The sequence below is a fragment of the Nonlabens sp. SCSIO 43208 genome (genome assembly GCF_050703575.1).
Taxonomy (GTDB): Bacteria; Bacteroidota; Bacteroidia; order Flavobacteriales; family Flavobacteriaceae; genus Nonlabens; species Nonlabens tegetincola.
In genome coordinates, this window is the sequence record NZ_CP065365.1 from 43601 (window position 1) to 60613 (window position 17013).

Annotated in this window: 17 protein-coding genes; 8 read left to right on the top strand and 9 right to left on the bottom strand. The window is 35.7% G+C overall.

Annotated elements, in window-relative coordinates:
* The first annotated feature begins 5 nt into the window (after nt 1-5).
* The 3 genes from I5168_RS00225 (at nt 6) to pyrF (ending at nt 3227) form a co-directional block, all read left to right on the top strand.
* Nucleotides 6-1184, top strand: coding sequence for an AIR synthase related protein (locus I5168_RS00225; protein WP_431472107.1), 1179 nt, complete (start codon nt 6-8; stop codon nt 1182-1184).
* A 77-nt stretch (nt 1185-1261) separates the two neighbouring features.
* The gene (prfA, locus tag I5168_RS00230) at nt 1262-2338 is read left to right on the top strand and encodes a peptide chain release factor 1 (RefSeq protein WP_060522983.1); all 1077 of its coding nucleotides are present in this window, start codon (nt 1262-1264) and stop codon (nt 2336-2338) included.
* A 79-nt stretch (nt 2339-2417) separates the two neighbouring features.
* Entirely contained in the window at nt 2418-3227 is an 810-nt protein-coding gene (pyrF, locus tag I5168_RS00235) for an orotidine-5'-phosphate decarboxylase (RefSeq protein WP_060522984.1), read from the top strand.
* 5 nt (nt 3228-3232) lie between these two features.
* On the opposite strand, the gene I5168_RS00240 is transcribed toward pyrF, so the two are convergent.
* Nucleotides 3233-4795, bottom strand: coding sequence for a S8 family serine peptidase (locus tag I5168_RS00240; protein WP_431472108.1), 1563 nt, complete (start codon nt 4793-4795; stop codon nt 3233-3235).
* A 1-nt stretch (nt 4796) separates the two neighbouring features.
* Entirely contained in the window at nt 4797-5993 is a 1197-nt protein-coding gene (mnmA, locus tag I5168_RS00245) for a tRNA 2-thiouridine(34) synthase MnmA (RefSeq protein ID WP_431472109.1), read from the bottom strand.
* Between the two features lie 166 nt (nt 5994-6159).
* On the opposite strand from mnmA, the gene I5168_RS00250 reads away from it, so the two are divergent.
* The 3 genes from I5168_RS00250 (at nt 6160) to I5168_RS00260 (ending at nt 8165) form a co-directional block, all read left to right on the top strand.
* Entirely contained in the window at nt 6160-7134 is a 975-nt protein-coding gene (locus I5168_RS00250; RefSeq protein WP_085774289.1) for a fasciclin domain-containing protein, read from the top strand.
* 99 nt (nt 7135-7233) lie between these two features.
* Nucleotides 7234-7701: a transcription elongation factor gene (locus I5168_RS00255; protein WP_431472110.1), complete on the top strand. Its 468-nt coding sequence runs from the start codon at nt 7234-7236 to the stop codon at nt 7699-7701.
* On the top strand, nt 7701-8165 hold the full coding sequence (locus I5168_RS00260) for a hypothetical protein (protein WP_431472111.1): 465 nt from the start codon (nt 7701-7703) through the stop codon (nt 8163-8165). The genes I5168_RS00255 and I5168_RS00260 overlap by 1 nt, the downstream gene beginning before the upstream one ends.
* On the opposite strand, the gene I5168_RS00265 is transcribed toward I5168_RS00260, so the two are convergent.
* Both I5168_RS00265 and I5168_RS00270 read right to left on the bottom strand, forming a co-directional pair.
* On the bottom strand, nt 8162-8602 hold the full coding sequence (locus tag I5168_RS00265; RefSeq protein WP_431472112.1) for a hypothetical protein: 441 nt from the start codon (nt 8600-8602) through the stop codon (nt 8162-8164). The two genes, I5168_RS00260 and I5168_RS00265, sit on opposite strands and share 4 nt — an antisense overlap.
* Before the next feature lie 28 nt (nt 8603-8630).
* The gene (locus tag I5168_RS00270; protein WP_431472113.1) at nt 8631-9074 is read right to left on the bottom strand and encodes a hypothetical protein; all 444 of its coding nucleotides are present in this window, start codon (nt 9072-9074) and stop codon (nt 8631-8633) included.
* 101 nt (nt 9075-9175) lie between these two features.
* Between I5168_RS00270 and rluF the strand changes: the two genes are divergently transcribed.
* Nucleotides 9176-9907 (top strand): 23S rRNA pseudouridine(2604) synthase RluF, encoded by a 732-nt coding sequence (rluF, locus tag I5168_RS00275; RefSeq protein WP_105018493.1) that lies wholly within the window; start codon nt 9176-9178, stop codon nt 9905-9907.
* A gap of 55 nt (nt 9908-9962) precedes the next feature.
* Here the strand turns inward: rluF and I5168_RS00280 are convergent, their stop codons facing one another.
* Nucleotides 9963-13610, bottom strand: coding sequence for a T9SS type A sorting domain-containing protein (locus I5168_RS00280; RefSeq protein ID WP_431472114.1), 3648 nt, complete (start codon nt 13608-13610; stop codon nt 9963-9965).
* A gap of 137 nt (nt 13611-13747) precedes the next feature.
* Here I5168_RS00280 and I5168_RS00285 point away from each other — a divergent pair, with 137 nt between their 5' ends.
* Nucleotides 13748-14422: a M24 family metallopeptidase gene (locus tag I5168_RS00285; RefSeq protein ID WP_431472115.1), complete on the top strand. Its 675-nt coding sequence runs from the start codon at nt 13748-13750 to the stop codon at nt 14420-14422.
* 77 nt (nt 14423-14499) lie between these two features.
* Here the strand turns inward: I5168_RS00285 and I5168_RS00290 are convergent, their stop codons facing one another.
* The 4 genes from I5168_RS00290 to tpiA form a co-directional block, all read right to left on the bottom strand.
* A complete protein-coding gene (locus I5168_RS00290; protein ID WP_060524983.1) occupies nt 14500-14775 on the bottom strand; it encodes an ATP-dependent Clp protease adaptor ClpS in 276 nt (91 codons plus the stop codon).
* A 62-nt stretch (nt 14776-14837) separates the two neighbouring features.
* A complete protein-coding gene (prmA, locus tag I5168_RS00295; protein ID WP_431472116.1) occupies nt 14838-15686 on the bottom strand; it encodes a 50S ribosomal protein L11 methyltransferase in 849 nt (282 codons plus the stop codon).
* Nucleotides 15676-16260, bottom strand: coding sequence for a DUF1287 domain-containing protein (locus I5168_RS00300; protein WP_431472117.1), 585 nt, complete (start codon nt 16258-16260; stop codon nt 15676-15678). The genes prmA and I5168_RS00300 overlap by 11 nt, the downstream gene beginning before the upstream one ends.
* Nucleotides 16250-17002, bottom strand: coding sequence for a triose-phosphate isomerase (gene tpiA / locus I5168_RS00305; protein ID WP_431472118.1), 753 nt, complete (start codon nt 17000-17002; stop codon nt 16250-16252). The genes I5168_RS00300 and tpiA overlap by 11 nt, the downstream gene beginning before the upstream one ends.
* Nucleotides 17003-17013 lie beyond the last annotated feature (11 nt).

Sequence of the window (17013 nt, forward strand, 5' to 3'; positions counted from 1 at the left end):
GCAACATGAGTCAAGATGTTTCTAAAAGATACGCACAGCGTGGTGTAAGTGCAGGTAAAGAAGACGTTCACAATGCTATTAAGAATGTCGACAAAGGATTATTCCCAAAAGCTTTTTGTAAAATAGTACCAGATCATTTAACGGGATCAAATGATCATTGCCTTATCATGCACGCAGACGGCGCTGGCACAAAATCCAGCCTAGCCTACATGTATTGGAAAGAGACTGGAGACATCACTGTATGGAAAGGTATTGCACAAGATGCTCTTATAATGAATGTTGATGATTTATTATGTGTAGGTGCAACCGATAATATTTTACTGTCTAGTACTATCGGTAGAAACAAAAACAACATACCTGGCGAAGTCATAAGCGCTATTATCAACGGTACAGAGGAACTCATTAAAGACCTTAAAAAACACGGCGTAGAAATTATCTCTACTGGTGGTGAAACAGCAGATGTAGGCGACCTAGTACGCACCATTATCGTGGATTCCACAGTAACAGCACGCATGAATCGCAAGGATGTTATTGACAACGCAAATATTAAACCTGGAGACGTCATAGTAGGTTTAGCGAGTTTCGGTCAGGCCACCTATGAAAGTGAATACAATGGTGGTATGGGATCAAATGGACTTACTAGTGCAAGACACGATGTTTTTAATAAAACCCTAGCATCAAAATTTAAGGAAAGTTACGATCCTGCAGTTCCTGAAGATTTAGTTTACAGTGGCAGTAAACAACTTACCGATCAAGTAGCAAACAGTCCATTGGACGCAGGGAAATTGGTATTATCACCTACTAGAACCTACGCTCCTATTATCAAAAAAATTCTTAGCGATGTAAATAAATCCTCCATTCACGGGATGGTACACTGCAGCGGTGGCGCTCAAACTAAAATTTTACATTTTGTAGACAACGTACATGTCATAAAAGACAATATGTTCCAATTGCCACCATTATTCAAAATGATTCAAGAAGAGTCTGGCACAGATTGGAAAGAAATGTACCAGGTCTTCAATATGGGACATCGTATGGAACTGTATGTAGATAAGGATATCGCACAACAAATCGTTGAAATTTCCCAATCCTTTAATGTGGATGCTCAGATTATTGGACGAGTTGAAGCAGCAGATAAGAAAAAACTTACCATAAAAAGTGAGTTTGGAACTTTTGAGTATTAAATATTACGCTTTCGCGAAAGCGTAATAACTACAACTAGAGCGAATTTTGATTATTTTCGCAAGACTTGAGATAGACCATGATAGATAAATTAAACATAGTAAAAAATCGTTTTGACGAGGTAAATGATTTGATCATTCAACCTGATGTAATCGCAGATCAAAAACGATATGTACAACTTACTAAAGAATATAAAGACCTCAAAAAATTGATGGACAAGCGCGAGGAGTACATGACGCTTGTAGCAAATTTAGATGAGGCAAAAGAAATTCTTGCCGATGGAAGTGATCCAGATATGGTAGAAATGGCTCAAATGCAACATGATGAAGCAAAAGAGGCTATTCCTGGGCTTGAAGAAGAAATACGCATGATGCTTATTCCTAAAGATCCTGAAGATGCCAAGAACGCAGTAATGGAAATAAGAGCAGGAACTGGTGGTGATGAAGCTAGTATTTTTGCAGGTGACCTATACCGCATGTACGAGAAATACTGCTCTAGCAAAGGCTGGAGTACTAGTGTCATGGATGTGAGTGAAGGTACAAGTGGTGGTTATAAAGAAATCATTTTTGAAGTAAATGGTGAGGACGTATATGGAACTCTTAAGTTTGAAGCTGGTGTACATCGTGTACAACGAGTACCACAAACTGAAACACAAGGTAGGGTTCATACAAGTGCTGCAACCGTAATGGTATTACCAGAGGCTGAGGAGTTTGATGTAGAACTAGATATGACTGAGGTTCGTATTGAGCGTACTACCTCAACAGGACCTGGTGGACAATCGGTAAACACTACATACAGTGCCATTAAATTACACCACGAACCTACCGGAATGATTGTAAGCTGTCAGGATCAAAAATCCTCACATAAAAACCTAGAAAAAGCTTTGAAAGTATTGAGATCTAGGCTTTATGAAATGGAACTTGCAAAGAAAATGGAAGCCGACTCTGAACGCCGTAAAAGTATGGTAAGTAGCGGTGACCGTAGTGCAAAAATTAGAACCTATAATTATCCACAAGGACGTGTGACCGATCATAGAATTAATTTGACGCTTTATGATCTTGATAACATCATCAACGGTGATATTCAAAAAATTATTGACGAATTACAATTAGTTGATAATACAGAAAAAATGAAAATGAGTGAGGATGGGCTATAACCCATCCTTTACTTTTTTTAATACAATGCTTTCTACCAAGGCAAATCAATTCAACAGACTTTATCAAAAACCATAACTAATGACTCTAGAGCAACTTACCAACGAAATTCACAAAAAGAAATCATTCCTATGTATAGGGTTGGATGTTGATTTAGATAAAATCCCACCGCATTTATTAGAAAAAGAAGATCCTATTTTTGAATTTTCTAAAGCGATAATAGACGCAACACATGATTTATGTGTAGCCTATAAACCTAATACTGCATTCTTTGAAGCCTATGGTGTAAAAGGTTGGCAAGCTTTACAAAAAACAATTAATTATCTTAATGAAAACTATCCTAATCATTTTACGATTGCCGATGCTAAACGTGGAGATATTGGGAATACCTCAACAAGATATGCCAAAGCTTTTTTCGAAGATCTAGAATTTGATAGTGTTACCATTGCACCCTATATGGGTAAAGATTCGGTTGAACCATTTTTACAGTTCAATAATAAATACGCAATTCTCCTTGCTCTTACTTCAAATGAGGGAGCTTTTGATTTTCAAACTAAGCAAGTTGATGGTGTGCCGTTGTATCAACAAGTACTACAGACTGCCTCTCAATACGATAATAGTGATAGATTAATGTATGTTGTAGGAGCTACCAAAGCTGAGTTCCTTACCGATATTAGAAAAATCATTCCAAATTCGTTCCTACTTGTACCAGGTGTAGGTGCACAAGGTGGTTCTCTTGAAGATGTCGTTAAATATGGAAAGTCTTCAAATGTAGGATTGCTTATAAACAGCTCCAGAGGAATAATATACGCGTCTTCAAATGAGGATTTTGAAAAAGCTGCCCGCGATAAAGCGCAGCAACTACAATTGCAAATGGCTAATCTGTTGTAGTTAATTTATCTATTTACGATTTTTAACCACTTACCACTCTCATCAACTTTAAGAAGGTAAATCCCTTTAGATAAAGCCGTTAAAACTATTCTACCAGAATTTTCAGCATCTATTAACAGCTGTCCTTGAATAGAATATATTTGAATTTTGGGGTATAATTCTTTATCTAAATAAAGGTGTTGATTCACTACGTGCCATTTAACTTCCTTGGTAGATTGATCTAGTTGAGAAAGAGTTTGAAATAGTAAGCCAAAATCAGGAATACCATAACCCAGAAGATTATCGGGCGAGTTAGATTGACTAGCATTTTGTTCTAGTGCACTCCTTATTTGCTGTGGAGTCAAATTAGGAAATGCCTCTAGTAAACAAGCTACGCCACCAGCTAGTAATGGACTACTAAAACTTGTACCGTTTGCAGTTCTTAAATTATCATTGTGATCTATTATAGCCGTATTACCACCTTGAGCAGCAAGATCTGGTTTTATTCGATTATCAAATGAAGGACCTATACTTGAAAATACTGTACGTTGACTACTCGCGTCAACAGCACCTACTGCGATTGCACCTTGTGCATCAGCAGGAGAAGAAATATAGGGATGATTAGTCGAATTTCCTGAGTTTCCAGCGCTTGTAATCACCAACATTCCTTTTTCAAAAGCTACGTTTGCACCACGTGAAGCAAAGCTAGTTTGACCATCCATATCATTGTAAGTCAAGCTTTCTGAAGCGTTATCAAATGCCAGATAACCTAATGAAGTATTGATCACATCTACTCCTAGAGAATCAGCACGTTCGGCAGCTGCTACCCAATAGGATAATTCTGCTGGCGTTTCTTGAGCTGCTTCCTCAGTTCTAAAAAGCCAATAGCTTGCATTAGGAGCGGCTCCTTCAAATTGACCAGTTATATGACCAGCCATTGTACTTAATACCCAAGTACCGTGAAAATGATCATCAGCATATGTAGCGTTTCTATCTACAAAGTCATAACCTCCTAAAATACCATTCTGACCTCTTAATTGTGAAAAACCAGACATACTATCTACATTAGGGAAACCAGAATCCATCACCGCAACATGTACACCATCTCCTGTGTAATCTTGATTGTGCAAATTATCCAATCCCATCATTACTATTTGATTTGAGGCGTTCCCATAATTAAAGGGAGCACTGGACATACGAGTAAATTTATCTTGAGATGTGGATAAAATACTTTTTGATGGATCTGCAAACACTACTCTATCAACAAAACTCAAATTTTCTAAAGCTCTTAAGTCTAACTCGGCACCAGTAACGTGTACGCAATTAAACCATTTTGATTGAGCCTTATATGAAATACCCGTAGCATTTTTAATTGCTGCTACATATTGTTGATTTACAGGTACATCTCGTTGATCAATTACAATACCATGTCTAGCTTTACGTGCTATGGCCCTAGCTGTTAATATGGTAGATGGGTTGTTAATGGAGCTAGTAACATTAGGCTTATCAGTAAAATACACCCAAGCGTGCCAGTCTTGGGCATCTAGCCCATAGCTTATTAAAAATAAGATTAACAACCATTTTTTCATATTATGCGATTACTCCAGATCCTATACATTCTGAATCTAAGTACCAAGCTACGAATTGTCCTGCAGATATGGCACTTTGCTCATAATCAAAGATAACGTACAATCCGTTTTCTTTTCTATACAAAATCGCAGGTTCTAATTCTTGCCTGTAACGTATGCGAGCCATCACCGGCATACTATCGCCTACTGCTATTTCGAGGTCCGGTCTTATCCAGTGCGTTTCATTCTCTTTTACAAACAAACCGCGACGGTACAAACCTGGATGACTTTTACTTTGACCTACATATATAGTATTAGTTTCTACATCTGTTTCAATCACAAACAAAGGTTCTTGAGTTCCTCCTACTCCTAGACCTCTGCGCTGTCCACGAGTAAAAAAATGAGCTCCTTGATGTGAACCAACTATTTTACCATCGGTTTTTTGATAGGTACGCTTTCGCGAAAGCGTAATTACATCAACCTCATCGTCACTATCGAGAGTGGTAACTGGCACCTGCGACTTTTGCAAGCTCACACTTGCTGGCACCTCTACGATATCTCCTACTTTAGGTTTGAGTTGTTGTTGTAGAAAATCTGGTAAACGCACTTTACCAATAAAGCAAAGTCCTTGAGAATCTTTTTTACCAGCCGTAATCAAGTCTTGGGCGGCTGCTATTTCACGAACTTCGGGCTTTTGCAGGTGACCAATTGGAAAAAGAGTACGTGCTAGTTGTTCCTGAGATACTTGACAAAGGAAATAGCTTTGGTCTTTATTAGGATCGGCACCGGCGACTAAGTGGTGAATTTCTTTACCATCTAGCATACTAGTCCTTTTTTGACAGTAATGACCAGTTGCTACAAAATCGGCTCCTAACTCCAGAGCTATATCTAAAAAGACATCAAATTTGATTTCACGATTGCAAAGCACATCTGGGTTAGGCGTGCGACCAGCTGCATACTCGTCAAACATATAATTTACAATACGCTCTTTGTACTGCTCACTTAAATCTACCGTTTGAAAAGGTATTCCTAATTTTTGCGCTACTAGCATAGCGTCATTTGAATCTTCCAACCAAGGACATTCATCACTTATAGTCACAGAATCATCGTGCCAATTCTTCATGAATAAACCAATTACTTCGTGACCTTGTTCCTTTAACAAGTGTGCAGCAACGCTACTGTCTACGCCACCACTAAGTCCTACTACTACTTTTGCCATGATGCAAAAATAATGCAACTATTTGTGCAGTTCTCATTCTAGTATCTTTTCTCTTTATAGTGGTTCAATTTCATTCTATTATAATTTGTTTAATCTTTTTAACAGATAATTAAACAAATAACGAAAACCTTTTCGTTTCTTTGAAGTGAAATAAAAAACAATACTCATGAAAAGCTTAAACCTTAAATCATTGCTATTTAGCTTTCTTGCTATAGCTTCACTTACCTTAACCTCTTGTGACGATGATGACGATAACATCATTGACTCAAATAACAGTGCTTACGACCTAACTGTTTCAAACTCAAACTTCACATCATTAAGAGCTGCCCTAGAAAGAACTGGTCTAGATGCAACTCTAGATGGTAATGGTACTTTTACCGTATTTGCTCCAACTGATACGGCGTTTGCTACTTTTTTAAGTGCTAACGGATTTGCAAGTCTAGATGCGGTACCAACAGATGTTTTAAGAAACGTACTTCTTAATCATGTTTTAGGATCAGTTAATAGAAGTGGTGATCTAGTTGATGGTTATGTAAAAACATCGGCGACTGATGCTAGTGGTAATAATCTGGATGCTTATATCGATGCATCAGCATTTACCGTAAATAATGCAGCTATTGACACTGCTCAAGTAAATATAGAAGTTGATAATGGTGTGGTGCACGTAATGGATGCAGTTATTCCTTTACCTACAGTTGCTGATCTTGCTGTCTACAATCCAGCTTTCGGTAACTTAGTTACAGCAGTTTCACAAGAAGGTTTAGTTGCGGCATTATCTGCTACAGATGCTAGTGCAACTCCTGCTCCACCATTCACTGTTTTTGCTCCTACAAACGATGCTTTCCAAGCGTTAATTGATGCAGATCCTAATGATGGACTTAATAATATTAATGATGTATTAGCATTAAATAACTTGAGTGATATTCTATTGTATCACGTAGTATCTGGCGCAGCTGTAAGAGCTGAGGCAATCATGGATGGTGATGTTGTAGACCCAATTACAATGGGAACATTTACTATCAATACTACAAATGGTGTAGTAATTACAGATGGAACTAATACTGAAACTAACGTAATTGTTACTAACGTAACAGGTATTAACGGTGTAGTACACGCAATTGATTTTGTACTAAGACCATAGAAGATATTTAAAACCTTGGTTGGTAGATTGAAAGGGTCGGTGATTGCTTAATCACTGGCCTTTTCTCATTTAAGGGTTAATTGAGTATATTTACTTTACATGAATGAAGGTGATTATTTAAAAACTAAGGAAAAAATTCATCATAAGTGTATGATGCTTATAGGTGAACAAATTGATAGATTGACTAAACAGCTATCAGATTTACAAGACGCAAAAAACAACGAAACCAAAAGTAGCGCAGGCGATAAATATGAGACTGGCCGTGCTATGATTCATAATCAAGAAAATCTTATTGATTCACAATTGGTTACTAGTATACGTTTACTCAATGAACTTTTACAAATAGATCCTTTTAAAAAGCAGGATGTAGTTACCACTGGATCTTTAGTCATTTTACATAACGGCATCTTCTACATAAGCGCTGGTCTAGGCGCGGTAATGGTAGATGAGCAACGCTATTTTGCATTGAGTTTAAAATCTCCTCTAGGAGTCGCAATAAGAAATAAGAAGTCTGGTGAACCTTATCATTTTCAAGATAAAGATTTTATTATTCTAAATGTGTTTTAATGAAGAGTATTAAAGATCAATTAAAGACTATAGCAACAGAGCTGGATAAAGGTAATTTAGTTGCGGCTAGTGTTTCAAAAAAAGGTACCTACTGGCACCTCGATCATAGTTTAAGAGTAATTGAAGGCGTTCTAGAAACTCTCATCTCCAGCAAACCAGAAGACTTTTCCCCTAGAATTAATTTTTGGAAAAAAATAATATTGCTTACTGGTTACATTCCCAGAGGTAAAGGTAAGGCTCCAAAACAAGTTGTTCCCTTACCGGAGATTTCAAAAGATGACTTATTGAAAAGACTAGAATCAATACAAGTCTTGTTGTCAAAAAGTGAAAACACTCACAAGAAAGCTCATTTTAATCATCCACTATTTAAAGATTTAAATAAGAAACAAACTTTAAGATTTTTGCGTATTCATACTCATCATCATCTGAAAATAATAGCTGATATTAATAAAAGAGCAATTTAATTTACCTCAATCTTATTTATTGACAATCCTTTGTTATGCAATGCTTTTTTTAATCTTTTCAATGATTCAGGTTGTATAACTTCAGTATCTATTACAATTTGAGAACTTTTCGAGATAACAGTAATCTCATTTGCAAACTCCTTAACCTGATTAACATCTTTAAATTGTACTTCTTTACCAAATAGAGTATTCTTTTTTATACTTGTTTCTGTAAGGGTTAAATACTGTTTGTACACCTCGTATTTATGGTATGCAAACATTAATATACCAACAATAAATTCACCCAAACCTATACTAAACCAGCTTATATCCTTAGCATCATCAAAAATCAATGAGATTATAAATAGAACTAATCCCAATCCCATAAACAATAGCGCAATCATTCTATTGTTGTATAAAACTGATGGTTTATAATAGATTTTTATACGGTTTTCCATATAGAATTAAAGTGATTTAATTTTATAACTAGCTATCTTCAAAAGTTGTTTTAATATGAGGTTTACTAATTTCAATAATAGTAAATACACACAGTAAAATACCCAGAACTCCTGTAAGTGCATTTAATACTGCCATAACTATAATAAAGGTATATCCTTTTCTCTTTTTAAGATTATTAGAGGCTTTTATAGTTAAGATCCCAAATACAATACAAATTACTAATCCAATAATACCAACAACTGTAAAAATAATTCCCGGGTTAAAAGGAGTTTCTTGATTTTCTATTGGAATAAAAGTCATAAAACTTCCTAATCCTATATAAATCAAAAACAATAAGGACAATAGTAAGTTTAAGATTCCCTTTACTAAAAACAAGGTACTGAATAAATTAACCTGATCATGTTGTTGGCTAGGTCTATAATTTTGCGGTTGGTTGGAACCATGCGCTGTTTGTGTTTCTGATTGATGCATTTTTTATTTTATCAGTATTAAATCACGTAAATATGTTACAAACCAGCTAAGATTAGACTCTCAAGCAAAAGTTAATTATAGCACTTCACTACCTTTGCAACATGTCACAAGAGGAAGGAATAAGAATAAATAAGTATCTCAGTGAACAAGGGTTTTGTTCACGACGTGCAGCCGATAAACTAATAGAACAGCAACGCATTACTATTAATGGTCAAGTACCTGAAATGGGAACAAAAGTACTGCCTGGTGATGAAGTTGCCGTTGATGGTGAAAAAGTAAGTAGTAAAAAAGAAAAACCAGTATATATAGCATTACACAAGCCGGTAGGAATTGTTTGTACGACAGATACTCGTGTAGAAAAGGACAATATTATTGACTATATAAATTATCCTACTCGTATTTTTCCTATAGGTAGATTAGATAAAATGAGTGAAGGGCTTATTTTTTTGACTAACGATGGCGACATTGTAAATAAGATTTTAAGAGCTCGTAACGGTCATGAAAAAGAGTATATAGTTCATGTAAATCACACGATAACCGACCGTTTTATAAAAAGAATGGCAAGTGGTGTTCCTATCCTTGATACGATTACCAGAGAATGCGAAGTAGAACAATTAGGAAAAAAAAGCTTTAGAATTGTTCTCACGCAAGGACTCAATAGACAAATACGCCGTATGTGTGAATATTTGGGTTATAGAGTTACTAAGCTTAAAAGAATACGAATCATGAACGTGAGTCTTGATATTCCTGTGGGACAATATCGCGACCTAACTAAAGAAGAATTATCTGAAATAAGACGACTTACCGCAGGTAGTACTAAGACGTTTGAATAGTAAAAAATCAAAACCAGCTATTAAGCTGGTTTTGATTTTTATATATCTCTCCTATTTACTGTTTAATCAACTTGTATTGATATTTCTGGCCGTTATGCTCTATTTCGATGAAATACATTCCTGCACTTAACTCCTCAATATTAACTGTTGTATGCTGGTTGTTTAGCTTTCGCGAAAGCGTGACCTTTCCACTAACATCATATATACGCATTAAACCATTATCCAAAGAACGTTCCCAAGATACCGTTATTTGTTTAGTTGCAGGATTAGGGAACACAGTGAACTGCGGTTGATCTACTTGAGGTTCACTTAAAGGAACTGTAAAGGTTGACGTAAAAGTGTTTGTAATTATAGGAGGATTAAAGTCAAAGTATATCTCTGCGGTATTAGGAATAACCGTTCCATTTGTCCAGCCGGATTGTGGTTTGATTTTGAAGTAAACATAACCATTACTTCCAACTGGGTTTGACAATGAATCTGGCAGCATTATGTTGTCAAATCTCCAAGTCACATCCTTTTCAACACGCTGCATAGAATAATGATGACTGGATGATATCATTTCAAGTGATTCCCAATCTAATTGAGCATCTAGCTCATCTTCTATTCTAACATTTATAGCACTAGCTGTTCCTGTATTTTGAAATCTAACCGTGTAATAAAAATAATCGTCGTTTGTAAATTCTTGTAGATTGATTGTCGGTCCTCTACTTTCCATTTTATCATTAGGGTCATAACTACCGATTACGACTTGATTACTACTTATTACATTGTTATTAGGCGTGAGATCATTGGCTACAGGTGTAATACTTGCGTCATTAGATAAAATGTCTCCTAAATTCACGGTTGGAATAACAGGTACTTGCATTGCTACTTCAAAAGTTCGATACTCAAAAGGCAACAAATTTGAATAGTTAAGATTTATTTGATTACCCGTAACCGTAGCATTAGGATCACTCACTGAAATAATTGTATTTAAGGGATCGACATCTACTTGTACTTGCCCTATGGAAACAGGTAATGGACCTAAATTACCGTAAACAATGGTTTCAGTATAAGTAAATCCAGGTCTGGGTTGTTGATTAGGAATAATATAAATAGCTACATCTTCATAACTATTAACTGCACTTATTAAGAAATCACGAGTTGTTAAACCACTGCCATTTGGTATGGTTTGATTAGTATAAGAAGCTGGAGCTACTGTATATGAAGTATTATAAGCTGAAAAAATATCGTAAGTAAGATCATAACTATTGGTAGGATCTATGTCATATATTTCAAATTCTCCATCGGGTGTAGCAATGTTCATGATAGATCCATTAGAGTTCAATTCCCACCCAAACGTTCCAAGAGGAAAAGGAACATCTGTGCTATCTACTACTCCATTTGCATTAACATCAAGTATTGATCTCATTTGTATTCCGTCACAACTTACGGTTGCCGTTGAACTTGAGGCTATTTCAAATTTTAAAAACCCAGGTTGTTGCGTAAAATTACTGGCTAGTAATAAATAGAATTCCCCAGCTTGAGCATTTGGAATTGTAGCAATTTCCGGCATTGCTAGGCTAAAACTAGAATCAATTAGGTCATTTGCTGTTAAGGAACCACAGTTTTGAGTAGGATTGGTAAACGGCCCATAAATTGCAAAATCAATATCTAATCCTTGACCATTGAAGGTAGGTGAAGTGTTTTGGTACAGTTCAAGTGTAAGAGAGCCACTAGTTTCAATAGGAATGTAATACCAAGATGGATTTCTAGGACCCGATGATTGTGAAAATGGATAATAATTACCAGCTTCGGCAAAAATATTTCCGAATACATTAGGTTGCGCTTGCCCTAGTTGGTTACACAAGGCCACAGCATCACTACATCTATAAGCAAAATTACAATTTGCATTGGCAATTAATTCAATAGGATATACAATATCGCAACCTGATGGAATAAATTCTCTGATAAAAATATCAATAGAAGCCGATGATGCTATACCTGCAACAGTATAGGAGCTTGGTGTAGCAATTGGGTTCACTTGATTTTGAGCGTCATTTAAACTTAAATAAAATTCAACACTATTTGAAGAGGACAAAAGGGATGAACTCTCTGTTAGATCAAAGTCAATGACACCATCAAGATCGTCATCGCATTCTACTAAGTCAGGAAGGTTATGATTATTATCTATTAAAGTGGGAGCTACTGTAAGATTAAAAAAATCAACACCGTAATTTCCTGTAAGATTATCCTCTAATCTTACATATACTTGTTGATCGGTAGCTACACAGTAATTATTTGTATTTGAAATAGCATTTACATTTGACTGCGCATCTGACAGTGAATTGTGATAGGTTACAGTAAATGAACTTGATGATTGTCCTGCAAGAATTACACTATCATTTAATGTCAAATCAAAGCAGCTTAAACCAGTTGTTGAGTCCAAACAATCGGTAAGATCAATTGGAGGATTAATTGCTAAACAATTGTTTGTTTGTGATACACTAACAGGAAATACAGAAAAACACAAACTAGGGTCATATTCTACTCTTACAAATATGGTATTTAGAGTATTAGAAGCTGTAAAACCAGCATGACTGCCAACTGCATTTATGGAAGCATCCGCATCTTGCTGAGATAAATGATAGGAAATATTGGCCGAGGCAACGCCATTGGGTAAAGAATGTGATTGTACTTCCGTTAAAATGGCGAATGCATCATAATCAATTATTCCAGATCCAGTTCTATCACAACCTTCAACAGTAGGAAAAGTATAATTTTGCGGTTCGGGAACACCTATGACATTAAATGTCATAGAAGTATCAACTGTGTTTACATCTATATTTTCAAAACGAACAAATATTAAATCAATAGAACTTGTACAGTATGGTGAGGCTATTGGATTTGAATTATTATCTGCATCAACTTGTGAAAGATGGTAAGAGATAGAATAGTTAACTGGGTTTGAATTTGATAATATCAACGAGTCTTGTTGAGAAAGATCGAAGCAGCTGGTGTTACTACCAGGAGTTAGGCATTCGAATAAATCAGGTAACGGAGAACTTGTAGCGTTACACAATCTAGGATAAACGGTTATATTTTCAATAACCCAACAATCGGATTGAAAATTAGGATCACCATATTGCTTAAGAAAAATGCTGGTACCATTTGGGCTTACGGGAATACTCGCATTTGAGGAAATGGGATTAATATCATTATCTGCATCTTGCTGAGATAAGAATATTTCTATCATAGGACTAGTTGATGCTATGGCATTAATCTCATTAATTATATCAACACGTGAGGTTAAAAAGCCACTACCTGGATTTTGTGCACTACATACAGTTACTGCCTGAACTGTCGTAGGCAAAGGCGTTGGATATAAAATTACAAATACTGAAACTACATCAAAACTTCCGGTAGCAGTCTCAAATACTCTTGCAAAGTATTGAGAGTTTTGAATACTTACAGGAGTACTCGATGGATTAGTAAAAAAATTAACTCCATTTGAAGCATCAGACATATTGTTGTAAAACGTAATCGTAAAATCAGATGGATTAAGTGACCCTAAAATATCGTTTTCTAAAGAGGTAAAATCAAATAATTCGACACCATCATTAGATAGATCATCACAAATTTCTGCAGTAGCGTCGTTTGCCCTCGTTTGAGCATAGCTCATACTGCATACTAATAAAAGTAAGGTAAGTAGTTTTATTTTCATGGTTAAGCTTTTTGGTTTCAGAAAGTTACAACATTTTGTTTAATAAAAAACCTAATTATCAACACTTTAGTTAAAACCAATCTTTTAAAACATTAAAAGCATTTTTAAATAAAAGTGTTGTAAACTATCTTTCACTTATGAGTAAAGAGCGAGCAGAATTACAAAAAGCTGAAGCCATAGCAGCTGAACTTTTTGAAGAGATCATAAAAAGAAATCTGATCCAATCAGGAATTACAGAAAAAGAACTTAATACTAAAATTTATGATCTAGCCGAAGAAGTATTTAATATTAAAAAATACTGGCACAAAAGAATCGTAAGGGTTGGGGAAAACACCTTACATCCATACGATGAAAATCCACCTAATATTAGTGTGCAAAATGACGATATATTATTTTTAGATTTTGGACCTATCATTGAGGATTATGAAGCTGATTATGGGCGTACGTATGTACTAGGAAATGATCCCATTAAAAAGCAACTTGCTCAGGATACAGAGAAGTTGTGGCACATTGCCAATAATTTCTATAAATCAAATCTTGATGTAACCGGTTCACAGTTGTACAAATACTGTGTTGACCTTGCAGAAGATTTTGGATGGCAGTACGGTGGACCCATTGCCGGTCACCTTATAGGACATTTTCCTCATGAGCAATTAGATAAAGAGGACAAAACGAACTACATACATCCAGAAAATCATACACCCATGTCATCTCTTGACCGTGCTGGAAGAAAAAGAGAATGGATTATAGAAATACACCTAATAGATAAATCAAAAAAGATCGGTGGATTCTTTGAACAACTAGCCGGATAGTAATCATAAAAAAGTCTGCCTAGTGGCAGACTTAATTATTTTATTCATTAATATGAATAAAAGGGGAAAGCAAATTCTTAGACAATCTCTGCGGTTAAGCCAGCTTCAAGCAAGGCCGAACAGCGAGGTTTTAAATCATCGTATTCTCCTGTTTTTACTGAACACTTTCCTTTATAGTGAACAATAATGGAACATTGTTCTGCTTGCACAGGAGTGTGATCACATGTTGCTACTAACATATCAATCACGTGATCAAAAGTATTGACATCGTCGTTGTAAAGTACGATTTTCTTTTCTTCCTTTTCTAGAACATCAACCTTTTGTTTAGGTTGAATTAATTCTTTAACATCCATTTTCATAACCTCTCAAATATACCTTTTTTTCTTGCGCTATTTTAATGAGTATGCAAATTTAATTATTTATTAGCTTTTAAACCTACCCAATTATCTTTCTCTATATGAGTCTCATAAGTGAGTCCAACCTTACTACAAGCCTCATTGATTAAGGGTAAGTCCTGTGTATAGAAACCACTGAAAATAATGCTTCCACCGTTTTTTAAACTTTCTGCATATTTGGGGATGTCTTGCAATAGTATGTTTCTATTAATATTTGCTATTATAAAGTCATATTGCTTACCTGCCAGCTGCTCTGCACCACCCAATATGACATTAACTTTATCGGCATTATTGCGTTCAGTATTTTCTTGGGCGTTTTCAAAACACCAGGTATCAATATCAATGGCATCTACAAGTGTTGCTCCTCTCATTTGGGCCAGTATGGCAAGAACTCCTGTCCCACTTCCCATATCTAGTACTTTTTTACCAGCTAGTTCCTCTTTTAGTAAAAATTGTATCATCATGTAAGTGGTTTGATGATGTCCTGTCCCAAAACTCATTTTAGGTTCCATTACAATTTCATACTTGACCTCTTTACTTTCATGAAATGGCGCTCTAATTAAGCATTGGTCGTTCACGAGAATCGGCGTGAAGTTTTTTTCCCATTCGGCATTCCAATTTGTAGGTGGTATATCTGCTTTCGCGAAAGCGATATCACAATAGTCACTGCTTATAAGATCTACTGTACTCAACACATTATCACTATCTAGATCTTTAAGAATGTAAGCTTTTACTCCAGATTGAGTATCAATAAAACTTTCAAAACCTGCGTCGCCTAATTGGGCACACAAAATATCGCTCCAAGGTTCGCGAGGCGTGACTGTGAAATCGTATTCTACGTAAATTTGATTTGTAATATTATTTGCCATATTTATAATGCCCTGTTATTGTAAATTTGAATAAACAATCTTCCAAGACCTGACCTGCTCCTATGTTATGAACGACAAGTGGATTACCAGTCTTAGAATCTTTTTTTGTGGATATTATTCCAATGTGAGTCATGTTATTTGTGAGTACCCATGTTACTACATCTCCAGGCAGGTAGTTTGATTTATCTTTTGAAATGGGAAGAATGGTCCCGTTTCTTTCAAAAAATTTACCCAGATTAGGTACTCTGCGATGATCAATATTGGTATCTGGTTTTTTTAATCCCCATAATTGCGGATATTCTTTGAAGTTTTCCTTCATATCTTCATGGACTAGCTGTTGTAAATCTATACCTACCTTACGATAGGCTCGTATTACTACATCGGTACAAACTCCATATTGTGCAGGGATATCTCCATTAGGATATGGGATTGAAAAATAGCTTCCATTATAAGTCATCTCATCCTTTGTAAGCTGCTCTGCTGCTACGGCCAAATCAAATGAAAAATCTTGTTGTAAGTGGCAAACAGGTAAGGCTGATAGAAAAAATAAAATAAGTTTTAATTTAAATAGCATTTGCGATGTTTAGAAAGCTTTCTGCATTTAAGGAAGCTCCACCTACAAGTCCACCATCAACATCTGGTTTAGCAAATAATTCTGCTGCGTTATTCGGTTTTACGCTACCACCGTATAAAATACTTGTATTTTGGGCAATTGAATCCTTGAATAAAGTGGACAATTCATTTCTTAAATGTGCGTGCATTTCTTGTGCTTGCTCTGGGGTTGCTGTTTCACCCGTTCCAATAGCCCAAACCGGTTCATAAGCAATTACTATTTGTGACATTTGCTCTTCGGTTAAATCTTGTAAAGCTATTTTAACCTGATTACCTACAAGGTCATAATGTTTATCTTCCTTACGTATCTCTAAATGTTCACCGCAACAAAATATCACTCTCATACCTTTATTGACACTGGCTTTAACTTTTTGAGCGATAAGCTCATTAGTTTCACCATATATATCGCGACGTTCAGAATGACCGATAATTATGGTTTTAATACCTATGCTTTGAAGCATATCTACAGAAGTTTCACCTGTAAATGCTCCTTTTTCTTGCTCACTTACATTTTGAGCAATCACTTCAATATCTGAATCTAGTGTACTATTAAAAGCATTATATAAAAATGGTGTTGAAGGTGCAATCATAAGCTCACAATTGAACTCCTTTACTAGACCTGTTTTAAGATCGGTTATTAATTTTTGTGTATCTGGAAGATCACAATTCATTTTCCAGTTGCCGGCTACAATTTGCTTTCTCATAGTTAAGTTTT

What these genes read in the sequence shown, in the direction of transcription:
- I5168_RS00225 (WP_431472107.1), top strand. Translation starts at nt 6, where the DNA reads ATGAGTCAAGATGTTTCTAAAAGATACGCACAGCGTGGTGTAAGTGCA.
- prfA (WP_060522983.1), top strand. Translation starts at nt 1,262, where the DNA reads ATGATAGATAAATTAAACATAGTAAAAAATCGTTTTGACGAGGTAAAT.
- pyrF (WP_060522984.1), top strand. Translation starts at nt 2,418, where the DNA reads ATGACTCTAGAGCAACTTACCAACGAAATTCACAAAAAGAAATCATTC.
- I5168_RS00240 (WP_431472108.1), bottom strand. Translation starts at nt 4,795, where the DNA reads ATGAAAAAATGGTTGTTAATCTTATTTTTAATAAGCTATGGGCTAGAT.
- mnmA (WP_431472109.1), bottom strand. Translation starts at nt 5,993, where the DNA reads ATGGCAAAAGTAGTAGTAGGACTTAGTGGTGGCGTAGACAGTAGCGTT.
- I5168_RS00250 (WP_085774289.1), top strand. Translation starts at nt 6,160, where the DNA reads ATGAAAAGCTTAAACCTTAAATCATTGCTATTTAGCTTTCTTGCTATA.
- I5168_RS00255 (WP_431472110.1), top strand. Translation starts at nt 7,234, where the DNA reads ATGAATGAAGGTGATTATTTAAAAACTAAGGAAAAAATTCATCATAAG.
- I5168_RS00260 (WP_431472111.1), top strand. Translation starts at nt 7,701, where the DNA reads ATGAAGAGTATTAAAGATCAATTAAAGACTATAGCAACAGAGCTGGAT.
- I5168_RS00265 (WP_431472112.1), bottom strand. Translation starts at nt 8,602, where the DNA reads ATGGAAAACCGTATAAAAATCTATTATAAACCATCAGTTTTATACAAC.
- I5168_RS00270 (WP_431472113.1), bottom strand. Translation starts at nt 9,074, where the DNA reads ATGCATCAATCAGAAACACAAACAGCGCATGGTTCCAACCAACCGCAA.
- rluF (WP_105018493.1), top strand. Translation starts at nt 9,176, where the DNA reads ATGTCACAAGAGGAAGGAATAAGAATAAATAAGTATCTCAGTGAACAA.
- I5168_RS00280 (WP_431472114.1), bottom strand. Translation starts at nt 13,610, where the DNA reads ATGAAAATAAAACTACTTACCTTACTTTTATTAGTATGCAGTATGAGC.
- I5168_RS00285 (WP_431472115.1), top strand. Translation starts at nt 13,748, where the DNA reads ATGAGTAAAGAGCGAGCAGAATTACAAAAAGCTGAAGCCATAGCAGCT.
- I5168_RS00290 (WP_060524983.1), bottom strand. Translation starts at nt 14,775, where the DNA reads ATGGATGTTAAAGAATTAATTCAACCTAAACAAAAGGTTGATGTTCTA.
- prmA (WP_431472116.1), bottom strand. Translation starts at nt 15,686, where the DNA reads ATGGCAAATAATATTACAAATCAAATTTACGTAGAATACGATTTCACA.
- I5168_RS00300 (WP_431472117.1), bottom strand. Translation starts at nt 16,260, where the DNA reads ATGCTATTTAAATTAAAACTTATTTTATTTTTTCTATCAGCCTTACCT.
- tpiA (WP_431472118.1), bottom strand. Translation starts at nt 17,002, where the DNA reads ATGAGAAAGCAAATTGTAGCCGGCAACTGGAAAATGAATTGTGATCTT.